Genomic DNA, 11125 nt, shown 5'->3' with positions numbered 1-11125 from the left:
CACGAAGATCTGCTCAGCGCCTAACATTTTGGCACAAGCTGCTGATAATAACCCAACAGGACCCGCACCATAAATAGCTACGGTTGAACCTTTAGTAATATTGGCATTAGTCACGGCCTGCCAAGCAGTCGGTAAAATATCTGATAAAAATAAAACCTTCTCATCTGACAGTGAGCCAGGTACTTTGAACGGATTAAAATTACCTTTAGGAACCCGTACAAATTCTGCTTGTCCACCAGGAATCCCACCATATAAATGGCTAAAACCAAATAAAGCAGCCGGTGGCGGAATTATTTTTTTATTAAGAGCAGCGCCTGGGCCTGTATTTGTAGTCTCACAAGCAGACATTAGGTCATGCTGACAGAAAAAGCAGTTACCACATGCAATAACAAAAGGAATAACAACTCTGTCGCCTTTTTTAACAGCAGTGACTTCAGGGCCTACTTCTTCAACCACACCCATAAACTCATGACCGAAGATATCGCCTTCCTCGGTTGCAGGTATTTTGCCACGATATAAGTGTAAATCTGAGCCACAAATTGCAGTTGCAGTCACACGTAAAATAACATCATCTTTTTCTTGCAGTTTAGGCTCTGGGACATTGTCCACTCGCACATCTTTAGCACCGTGGTAGGTTAAAGCACGCATAATTTCTCCAATTAAGTAAAGCTTGCAGAATCTCGATAAACAATAATCTGTGATAATACAAGATGAAAGTTATTAGAATCAGTGGTTTATGTTAACTAAGTTAAGTATTACTCAATTATATTAGCACCTTGAAAATCGAGATTTATAATTAACGTGTGTTAAAAAGGTTGCGTGTTGTAAGTAAAAAATTGGGTGGTGGTTCAAAAAGTAGGCTAACATTAGACATACCCATGATTGATGTAAAAGAAAGCTAAATCAAAGGCTTTAAAGTGATTTTCCAGCTTTTTAGAAAAGTTACAACTTCGCCTAAATGCTCGCCTTACTCGATGTCTGATAGTGCAATTATTACCTTCAATGCCTTTTGTAGTCTTTGTATTTATAGTTTCGCTTACCATAGCTTTTGAAACCATTTTTCTTTATATTGTCACTTAGACAGGCTGGGCATTTGATGTATAGTGTCATTTGCATTTCACTATTTATCAATTTCTCAGCCTGTTTTTTTCCAGCCTACTTTTTGAACCACCACCCGGATATAAATGTAGCTATGAATAAAACAACTTTTAAAATATCGAAGATGGACTGCCCTTCGGAGGAAAACCTAATCCGAATGAAATTAGAGGGCCACTCGAATATTGAACATCTTGAGTTCGACATTCCTAACCGTCAATTAACTGTGTTTCATCATGACAATATAGAAGGGATAGAGACTGCTATTCATGACCTAAAATTAGGAGACACCCTACTCTCGACCGAAACCATTGACCCCTCTGATCCCAACAATAATTTTAAAATTGATGCTGACTCTAGTCACAAAAAAGATGCTGAGCAAAGAAAGCTACTATGGATAGTGCTGGTCATTAACTTTGCTTTCTTTATTATTGAAATGAGCACGGGACTGATTTCTCGTTCGATGGGGTTGGTCGCCGACAGCTTAGATATGTTAGCAGATAGCTTCGTGTACGGAATTAGCTTATTTGCGGTCGGTGGAACGGTCATTAAGAAAAAACGGATTGCTAGAATTGCCGGATATTTTCAAATTACGCTAGCGATTCTTGGTTTTTTAGAAGTACTAAGACGTTTCTTTGGCAATGAGCAGTTACCTGACTTTTCTACCATGATAGTCATATCGATTCTTGCGCTAATTGCAAACTCGATTTGCCTCTATTTACTACAAAAATCGAAAAGCAAAGAAGAAGCCCATATGCAAGCCAGTATGATTTTCACTTCAAACGATGTGATTATCAATTTAGGGGTAATTGTTGCAGGAATTTTGGTTAATTGGTTACACTCTAGTACGCCTGATTTGATTATTGGTAGCATCGTATTTGCTTTAGTTATTCAGGGCGCCTTTAGAATATTGAAGTTGAGTAAGTAGCCAAGCCTAATAACTGAAGCAAATAGCTCAAGTAAGTAGCTTAATTAAACCGGTAAGTGTAAAGTAACTGGGTTTGAAGCAAATAAACATCATAAGGATATGAGACCTCAAGCAATGATTGAACAAACTTTAAATCTAGTCACCACCAAAGACCATCAGCAAGTTGCCGTTTGGCGAATAATAGATGATGAAGTCTTTGATAAGAATCTGGTGGTGGTCAACTAATTTAGGACACTAATAAAATTCAAACCTACATCGCCATTCCTTATAACCCTGAGTCGAGAACGGATAATAATTATAAGCGTTGGGGCAACTTTTATGACCGCCAAGATCTGTTAGTAGGTGACGAATTATGGCAGCTTGTGTCAGGTGGTCAATTTTCACTCAATGATATGGTTGATATTTTTAGAGAGGTCGGTGCTGAGTCTAAAGAAGATATCGAGAAGGCTTTAAAGAGCCTTTCCTAAAAAGTGTGTAACTATCATTTAGATTGTAGAAGTACTTACACGAAATTTAGGAAAGGCTCTATGATTCCTATACATTTTACGCTAAAAAAAACCAAAGGCTTTCTGTTAAAACAACGGGAGGGAACGTAGATACTTATTTATTTAATAAGAATCTATCAGATTCTGTCGACGTAGGAGAGTATGCACCTGAAGTGGACGATCAAGGTTATTACACGCTCCCATATTCAGGTAAATATGAATTGCGTATTCTTCAGCCACGTTCTCAAGCTTCTAGAGGGAAAACACCTGCGTATTGGCTAGAAGTATCTATTTTATAGTTATATAAGCTTAATATTATAATGCTGACCTACGCTATCACATACACAGACTGTAATACTCATGCTGAGTATTACAGTCTGTGTAGCGCACCGATCACAAATAAAATTTGTATGGTAAGTACACTGGGACTATTTCTTAGCCCACAGCCAAAGATTCAAGTCCTCACTAGAGAACTATTACCAGTAAAGAAGCCTGATCTATTTCACTAGGATTTGAGCAAAGGGCTTTAAGTTGATATCTTTTACATATTTTCAGACTTGTTCTTGGTTGGTGGTACTGAGTAGGTTCCCACAACATGGGCAACTAATTCGTCAGATCCATCTGAGTATAAAGAAACCTCACCTACGACTAGACTTCTTCCAATTTTTAGCAGTTTGCACTCAGCAATAATGAGTGATTTTGCAGTTGGTTTACGTAAAAAGTTGATAGTTAGACTCGTGGTTACTGCTAATGGTACTATGCCAATTCTACCTAAGATAGCCACATAAAGAGCCACATCAGCAATTCCCATCATTACAGGTCCCGATACAGTACCTCCAGGTCTTAAATCATCTAAACTGATATCATGGGATAAAATTGACCCACTGCTATTTACTGCCTCAATCTTGTACTTTGCTTGAGGGAACTCAGACTTCATGAACTCAGCTATCTCTTCCTTGGTTGCTGACATAGGGCTTCCTTTAATCTAACTGTTATTGGCACCTCTATTCTATCCTAATTTTCCACCTTACTACGATAAAAAGTTATAGAGCCGTTTTAGTTCAGAGCACTAGTTTTAAAGTCCTTGACGGTTTGCTGAGATGTATAGTCTATTGATAGGTTATTGAGTCAGTGAGTCTGTACGAACAGGTTTGTACATTCAAGCCTTTAAACTTTATAATGCTCAATGAAATCATGAGGTAAAACGTGTTGTGATCACGGGCAATAAGAAATTACCTCACGAGAAAAGTATACAGTCCAATTAAGGTTATTGAATGAAACAATATCTAGATTTATGTCAACGTATAGTTGATGAAGGCGTGTGGGTCGAAAATGAACGGACTGGAAAGCGTTGCTTAACCGTTATTAATGCTGATTTAGAATACAACGTAGGCGCTAATGAGTTTCCTTTAGTGACTACTCGAAAAAGCTATTGGAAAACGGCTATAGCAGAGTTATTGGGGTATCTACGTGGTTATGATAGCGCAGCTCAGTTTCGAGCTATTGGATGCAATACATGGAGTGCCAATGCCAATGAAAATGAAGCTTGGTTAGCTAATCCTTATCGTAAAGGTGAGGATGATATGGGCCGAGTATATGGTGTACAGGGCCGCAGGTGGCGTAATTCAGTAGGAGAGGAGTTTGACCAGCTTCGTAAGATTTATGATAACTTGCGGAATGGTATTGATGATCGAGGTGAAATCCTAACTTTCTATAATCCAGGTGAGTTTCATATGGGATGTTTGCGTCCTTGTATGCATACCCATACGTTTTCATTGTTAGGAGGAAAGCTATATCTAACTTCATCCCAACGTTCCTGTGATGTGCCATTAGGTCAAAATTTCAATCAAGTCCAGGTTTTTACTTTATTGGCTTTAATGGCTCAAATTACGGGGCATGAGGCTGGAAAAGCTTATCACAAGATTGTAAATGCACATATATATGAAGACCAATTAGAGTTAATGCGTGATGTGCAATTAAAACGCGAACCGTATCCAGCCCCTAAACTTCACATTAACCCTGAAATTAAGTCTCTCGAAGATATTGAGACATGGGTAACATTGGACGATTTTGAAGTGGAAGGGTACCAGTATCATGAGTCTATCGCGTATCCATTCTCAGTTTGATACAAATATAGATTAAAATTTTAGAAAGATGATAAATTTCTGTTAGGCATAAAGTATTAATATATGTGATTTATGCTATAAGGTATATATTTGTTGGCTAGGCTCTTACTAGCCTTTAAGTACAAGGAAATTAAGTTTATACTTTTTATAGCATAGGTAGTTTTCGATAGATTAGTGCATCAGCTGGTTCGGTGTTGCATCTTTTAAAGCTAACATTTGTCTCAGTTTTTTAATCTCCTGTCTAGCTTCTAATAACGACCTTTTATCTGTATCAGATTGTTTTTTATAATAATCTCGTGACTCTTTCATTTTTTGTAACCGTTTATCTGAGTGTTGAGCGACTCTTTTTATATCTTGATATTCATTAAACCAGTAGATAACCTCATTTTGTGCTTGAATCATCTTTGCTTCAAGCACATTCTTAACATCAGCGTTATCTATAGCTTTTTTTTCTTTACGCGATTTCTCTTCAGCTTTTCTGATATCTTTGAGCTGATTTAGCTTTTGGACAGGCCAACCACGGTTTGTAATAGTATTTCGATGAATACCAGTCATCTTTGAAAGTTGCGCTATAGTGGGTTTTAGTTTTTTATTATTTTGAAGATCTATTAGGGCAATATTTAGAGCAGAAGTTATTGCTTCATAGTCATCATTATTTTTTTGATCATAAGCTTCATTACTCATAGTTCGATTGCCTCACCAAGATTTTCCAATACCATTTTGGCCTCGTTCATTGCTGCTAGAATTTGCTCACGAGACTCCAAATATTCTGGTTTATTGAGGTTGTTCTTATTTAACATGTAAACTTCACGCCATTTAGGAGCATGCTTGGTAGTTACAACGGCTTGTTTGCATCGAGCAGGGTTACAACGTAGCGAACCAATACATGGTAGGCTTGAGTCATACTCTTCTGCTCTACCACCATAGCAAAGCCCTTGTCCCATATAGACCATGGCAACCCCTTGATCTACCATAGCCTCATAAATCTCATCCTCTGTGTATCCTTCAGCCATATATCCATTAAACGTCTTGATCAGACCTTTTTTATGCTCACTCGCTTTACCACCATAATATGTACCATTTGGATTATGGGCAGTTTTAATAGCATCTAATTCAGCTGCTCGGCGCAGTGATTTCGTATCACCTTTTCGGTTACCGTCTTTTGACAGCATCTCACCTATATCACCGTAGCCTAACGTAACTGACGAGGTAGCGCCAGTAGATGTGTACTTAGAGATGCTCTCTACAAAATGTTTCAATTGAAACGATATAAGAGGCAATCCAACTTCAGCCTTAAACAATTGATATGTTAATGTGTGTCTTAGCATGTAAGGATTAAACTTCAGTTCATCAGCAATGTTTTTGCCTAACAGTTGGCCTATAAAACTATTCATTTGATGTGTAATACCCTTACTAGCCATCGACTGAGGGGAACTACCTGGTTTAACAGTATCTACATTAGAAATTAAGTAAGGTGAAACTTTAATTTTTGAAATATACGATGCTGCTAATATTGCATCTTTAACAATAGGTATAGCTACCCATCTATCGTCAAACAAGCCTGTACTAATTTCATCTTTATGTTTCTTGACAGTACTTTCAATAAGCCAAACGCCGTCATCTTGAACTAAGCACGAACAATCTTGAACTCTTATTTCTGATAGTTCAGATGGTCTCATACCTGTATACTGGCCTACTAAATATGTGCATGCATACGCTACGAGGTTAAAGTATTCTCTAAGATTATCTAACTTATAACCACGTTTTTTCAATGCTTTACGTAAAGTTAGTCCACCCATGACACTAGAGTCTTTTTTTAGCATCCAATCATGGGGTTCAATTATATTTGTAATGAAACTTGAGGGATAGCCTTTAGTTCCTAGTCTCATAGCAATATACCCATTTAGAATTTCATGAGTGACTTGTTCTTGCTTAGCCCATGACAAATAGTCGCTTGTATTGAAGCGCTCTAAAGAGTGGACATCAGATATTTTTTCTTTAGCTCCTATAGCACTTAAAAAGTCAACTATGATAAAGGAAGCTATTTTCGATAGAGATTCAAATACCAGATCTGGCAGTACTTGTTCTTTTTTCGAAGTATTAGTATTAGCAAGTCTCTTCCATTTCAGGCTATTTAACTCTACATAAGCAACAGGCTTTTCAAATACATACTTGACAGAAGCCGGGCTGCGTAGATATTTGAAAAATTTATCTAGCTCTACACCTTTTACGCGATCATAGTTCTCAGCAGCTTTGGAATACAGTTCGGGTGTTATATCGGAGAGTGTTCTGATTTTTTCCTGAACAAACTCATAGCCTAGCTCATGAGATGCCTGTTTAAATATTTCATTAATAAACGTTAATCCATTTTCAAAAATTGTAATTAAAGAGTTTGCTTTTAAGACTTTTTTTATTCGGCTTTTCCCCTTTTTTTCCTGAGGCTTGAAAATCGAATTGTTTAGCAGAGCCAACTCCAATATAACTTTAATTTCTGTTAAAACGAATATTGGGATCTCTGTATACTTTGAAAAATTAATGCGGAGCTTTGCTCCCTGGACATTTTGTGCAGCATTAGGATAGTCGTTATTAAAATTCCAACACATGTCAGAAAACTTTGATAATTTCGATACAGGTTTGTCCATAAGGTACGTCACATACTCTATGTCATCTGTGTAATTATTTTGAAGGTGTTTCTTCTTTTGAACTGTAGCATGGTCTAGAGCATCTAAGACATATAAACGATGTTCTGCAAAGCCTGCTAATACATTTAGCTTTTTTTCATAGTCCATTAGATTACTCCATCAACTAGTGTGGTCGTTTCAATGTATTCTGCTAAACGCCGCCCATTTTCTAATTCTTCTAAGGAAAAATTAGATAGTTCTGGTTCTGTGATGCCTTTTATCAGCTCTAAATTCTCTGAAATAACATGCCCATAGGGTGTATCCATGACACGAGAGTGCTCTTTCAAAAGCGTATAGTCACGCTTCATTGCAAAAATTTCAGGAAGATTCTTAGCTGTAATAATGACATTGTCACAACCCAAACATTTATTGTATTGTGAGCATGGAGTACCAGGTATGTAGGATGAAAGATTTTTTACAAAATCTGGCGGGTCAAAAATATTTCTGCATTCAGCTAGAGGAGTATGAAAGGTTGTTACCAATTCATCATTTTTTTTGGACTTTATATCTTCTGGCACTTTCTCAACTTGTTTATCCAAAGTCGATTGATGTATCTCCTCTAATTTATCATTTATCTTCATTCTACTCATGGAGTTAAAATCTAGAGAATCTATATAACCGAGAGTTGTTTGGAGTGAGGAGTGGCCCAACATGAGCTGAATCTCACGTACAGTTACGCCATTTCTAAGCATCTCACTAACAAATGTTGGTCTGAACCGACTTATTGTAAGAGTTAGGGGGTCTCCTGCATCATTTTTTAAATTATATTTCTTAACAAACCTGGACAAACTAGCTCCCAATGCTTCTGCATTTTTTTCTTTGTTTCCTAATAGTGGAGATACTCTGCCGTGCTTTTTTGTACTATTCGACTGATAGATGAACAACCTATCTTTAAAGGCATCATCTTCAATATCTTGTCGAAAACTACCAGTTAATTTCTCCAACTCTTCAAAAATAACTTTTATCGACTGAGCTTGAGATGATGTAAGCCATGTCAGTTCTGCATTGAAAAGATCAAGGTGGTATTCTTTATGACCATCAGACCTTTCTTTCCAATATCTAAGACAAGGCCGCGATGTTGCCGGATGGGAATCTACATAATCGTTTATATCAAGAGAAAGTAAAGGATTTGCATTTAAACCAGTAATTTGAGCAAGCCTTAAAACGTAAGGCGTTAGTGTATCCATATTTATCATTGGGGTAATGCCCCAGTCGTTGTATACCTCTATCAAACCCTTATCTGAATCATTAATAATTCTTAAGAAAGACTTCTCAATAGGTGATTTAGCTGTATTGTAATGAACTGGCTTACACATTAAGCGGTTTTCAAAGAGCCATCGCGCATTCTCTAGTGTCGAAAGGCCTCTAATGACTGAACCCTTTTCGTCCAAAGGATTGCTGCCTAAACCCGTTTTCTTATAAGGTTTGAGGGCTTTTCTAGATTCGCTCAATCCTTTTTCAATAGCATCTAATATTTGAAGCCGCTCGTTCATTGTAAATGGCTTTTTAACATCTGTTTCTCTAGTTGTAGCAAATCCATTTATATTGAAAAAGCTATATTCTATATCGCGTACTTGAGTCAGCCGATTCAATGTTATACGGACTGAACTCAAAACTGTATTTGCATGATGACTTGATATTTCTTTATTTATTACCTTGCCCTCTAAATATTTCCGATATCTAGATAATAGGTATTCATCAAAAGTTGTTACGATTCTAAAGGGTTTATTTCCATACAGTTTAGATAAGAACTCTATAAATGAACTACTCGCAACTCTATAATTACTCTTGCCTGATTTTGAAGAGACAGTTTTGCTACTACAAGCAAACAGTTGCTCAACCTGAATAAACGGTTCTAATTTTGAAGGAGGGAAGAAGTCATCAGCTGCATTTAGCTCTCTTGCTGCGAGTCTATGAAAACGCTCTATCTGACTTTCACTATGATTTCTTCTATTGACATTCGCTTCGCTTGTTCTTTCAGCAACGCTTTTATAATTCGCATCAATAATTCCAATTTTTTCTAAGTCTTTGTGAATAAATTCCCAAGCATCTTTAACAACATTAAATTCTAAGGATCCTTTTTTTATAGGTAGTTGTTCTGGAGACATTTTTCCTATCGAAATTTTGTTGCCGAAAATAGGTAAAGTGTGCTTTTCCTCTACAGTTAGCTTTCTGTACCAATTCAAAAGTTTTCTAGTGTTTTCGATGCCAGCCGCTTCGTAGCTTTCACTTGGTATTACTAGAATACCTTCTTCGATCATCCTTTCAATTAAAGGAGTAGTAAGACCCCTATATTTTTGTGCAACAGAGTATGAGACACCTACAGCACTCTGAATATGCTTAACAGCTACACTGAAGCCTAAAGTATTATCCGCTTTACTAATTGGTATTTCCCATAGTGATTCTTTATCTCCAGCTGTTTTCGATACCCATTCTATAACAGCTGCTTCGGCGTCTTTAATCGGTTGTTTTTCTTCAACGTTCTTAAAGTCTGTACCTAAAGTTCCTGGCTCAGGAAAATCCTCATGAATCTCATCAATGGTTATTCCAATGTTTTTCATTTGATGTCCTTAATGCCAATTCTTAACTGTGTCTGTTCAGATAAGCGCTTCATTTTCTCAGCTTTGGTTAATGTATCACCATTCTCGTCACACATGCTCTTGTAGATATCTTGAGGGATATTAGTGTATATCTGTGTAGTACTAAGATGGTTGTGGCCTAAGCAATTCTGCACAATAGCAAGCCGATCTACATAGTTAGACCCTAAATCCTTTGACTGTAGTATTGAATAAGCGTTGCCATGCCGTAGCTTGTGGGGAGAAATCAGTCGATTGAGTCGACCGTGTTTGATTGCGCGTTTACTTATACGTTCAAGTAGCTTACTGATTGAATTTGGGGTGTAAGGAGTGCCTTCAGCATTAAGGAACGCTGGTGTTTCAGACGGCTTTAAATATTTACGAGCGTATTTTTTATACAAGGGAGATGCGTGGTATTTTTCCACACGTTTGATAGTTACTAAGCTAAGCAAAGTCCAGCGTGGCTTAATTTGATTACCACGGCCCTTACTTCCTTTAACTTTCAAAGATACATAGTCGGGATGAATAGGCAGGTCAGTATCGCGGGAAATATATTTTTCAGAATTAAGGCTAGTAATATCTTTAAAGTCTTGAAGAGTAACTCTAGGTAGTTCTGAACGACGTAAGCCAGAGTCGTATAAAAACTGGAGTAAAGCTCTTTCTCGTTCTGAATCAGTAAATTCAATCAATATGAAAAGGTCATCAAGTGTGCAAGAGCTAATCGGTGTGCGCTTTGGTGGTTTTGATAGCAAGCCATCGCTATATGGGTTATCTTGTCTAAGCTTATCACGGTCTTCTGTAGGGCTACAAAGGTATTCGATGAAGGCATGTATTGTCTCATCTCGACTTCTAACAGTAGATGAGTTCTTATGGTCTTCACGGATTAAAAATGTCAGGTATTCTTGAATTACGTATTTTGGAACTGTAATAAATACTTCATCAGATTCACTGTCATCATAATCTGGACGACTACGAATATAACTTAAGAAGTAGCTTAGGTTTCTACCATAAGTAACTGCTGATTTATAAGAGATTATTTGATGTTTGGTTCGATACGACAAATACTCAGAAACAAGAGGAAGGATCTTGCCATCATCATCAAATACTCCAACACCATTCACTGTTACGGTTTTGTTCAATGATAAATTTGGAATCTCATTGAGTAAACAAGACTTAGATAAATCTAACTTTGTATCAAAACAAACTTTAACATCCATAATAATCACTATCTCAA

Annotated in this window: 11 protein-coding genes and 2 pseudogenes; 5 read left to right on the top strand and 8 right to left on the bottom strand. The window is 37.1% G+C overall.

Annotated elements, in window-relative coordinates:
- From CXF58_RS11940 to CXF58_RS14250, 3 genes and pseudogenes are all read right to left on the bottom strand, one after another.
- A partial coding sequence (locus CXF58_RS11940) for an alcohol dehydrogenase catalytic domain-containing protein (protein ID WP_180952583.1) occupies positions 1 to 648 on the bottom strand: 648 nt, incomplete at its 3' end.
- Positions 649 to 866: 218 nt separating this feature from the next.
- Positions 867 to 1013: pseudogene (locus CXF58_RS14255) on the bottom strand (IS1 family transposase); the annotation flags it as partial.
- On the bottom strand, positions 1000 to 1110 hold the full coding sequence (locus CXF58_RS14250; RefSeq protein ID WP_416375581.1) for a transposase-like zinc-binding domain-containing protein: 111 nt from the start codon (positions 1108 to 1110) through the stop codon (positions 1000 to 1002). The pseudogene CXF58_RS14255 and the gene CXF58_RS14250, both read right to left, overlap by 14 nt.
- Positions 1111 to 1192: 82 nt before the next feature.
- Between CXF58_RS14250 and CXF58_RS11930 the strand changes: the two genes are divergently transcribed.
- From CXF58_RS11930 to CXF58_RS14145, 4 genes and pseudogenes are all read left to right on the top strand, one after another.
- Positions 1193 to 2023 carry a cation efflux transmembrane domain-containing protein gene (locus tag CXF58_RS11930; RefSeq protein ID WP_087814222.1) on the top strand — a complete coding sequence of 277 codons (831 nt, stop codon included), beginning with the start codon at positions 1193 to 1195 and terminating at the stop codon, positions 2021 to 2023.
- A 99-nt stretch (positions 2024 to 2122) separates the two neighbouring features.
- Complete coding sequence (locus tag CXF58_RS14100) at positions 2123 to 2248, top strand: hypothetical protein (RefSeq protein WP_256713876.1); 126 nt, start codon at positions 2123 to 2125, stop codon at positions 2246 to 2248.
- Positions 2249 to 2265: 17 nt separating this feature from the next.
- Entirely contained in the window at positions 2266 to 2490 is a 225-nt protein-coding gene (locus tag CXF58_RS14245) for a TdeIII family type II restriction endonuclease (protein WP_102077605.1), read from the top strand.
- A 59-nt stretch (positions 2491 to 2549) separates the two neighbouring features.
- Positions 2550 to 2807, top strand: a pseudogene (locus CXF58_RS14145) (PPC domain-containing protein); the annotation flags it as partial.
- A 242-nt stretch (positions 2808 to 3049) separates the two neighbouring features.
- Here CXF58_RS14145 and CXF58_RS11920 read toward each other — a convergent pair.
- The gene (locus CXF58_RS11920) at positions 3050 to 3478 is read right to left on the bottom strand and encodes a PaaI family thioesterase (RefSeq protein WP_102077604.1); all 429 of its coding nucleotides are present in this window, start codon (positions 3476 to 3478) and stop codon (positions 3050 to 3052) included.
- A 304-nt stretch (positions 3479 to 3782) separates the two neighbouring features.
- On the opposite strand from CXF58_RS11920, the gene CXF58_RS11915 reads away from it, so the two are divergent.
- A complete protein-coding gene (locus tag CXF58_RS11915; protein WP_102077603.1) occupies positions 3783 to 4634 on the top strand; it encodes a thymidylate synthase in 852 nt (283 codons plus the stop codon).
- A 171-nt stretch (positions 4635 to 4805) separates the two neighbouring features.
- On the opposite strand, the gene CXF58_RS11910 is transcribed toward CXF58_RS11915, so the two are convergent.
- The 4 genes from CXF58_RS11910 to CXF58_RS11895 are packed head-to-tail and all read right to left on the bottom strand — an operon-like array spanning position 4806 to position 11108.
- On the bottom strand, positions 4806 to 5318 hold the full coding sequence (locus CXF58_RS11910; protein WP_102077602.1) for a hypothetical protein: 513 nt from the start codon (positions 5316 to 5318) through the stop codon (positions 4806 to 4808).
- Positions 5315 to 7423, bottom strand: a complete 2109-nt coding sequence (locus tag CXF58_RS11905) for a site-specific integrase (RefSeq protein WP_102077601.1) — start codon at positions 7421 to 7423, stop codon at positions 5315 to 5317. Before CXF58_RS11905 ends, CXF58_RS11910 begins: the two co-directional genes overlap by 4 nt.
- Entirely contained in the window at positions 7423 to 9876 is a 2454-nt protein-coding gene (locus CXF58_RS11900) for a tyrosine-type recombinase/integrase (protein ID WP_102077600.1), read from the bottom strand. Before CXF58_RS11900 ends, CXF58_RS11905 begins: the two co-directional genes overlap by 1 nt.
- Positions 9873 to 11108 (bottom strand): tyrosine-type recombinase/integrase, encoded by a 1236-nt coding sequence (locus CXF58_RS11895; protein ID WP_102077599.1) that lies wholly within the window; start codon positions 11106 to 11108, stop codon positions 9873 to 9875. Before CXF58_RS11895 ends, CXF58_RS11900 begins: the two co-directional genes overlap by 4 nt.
- Between the last annotated feature and the right edge of the window lie 17 nt (positions 11109 to 11125).

Source organism: Psychrobacter sp. Sarcosine-02u-2 (genome assembly GCF_002836335.1).
GTDB classification, from domain to species: domain Bacteria; phylum Pseudomonadota; class Gammaproteobacteria; order Pseudomonadales; family Moraxellaceae; genus Psychrobacter; species Psychrobacter faecalis.
Note: the sequence above shows the minus strand (reverse complement) of the source record. Positions and strands in the feature narration are given on the sequence as shown.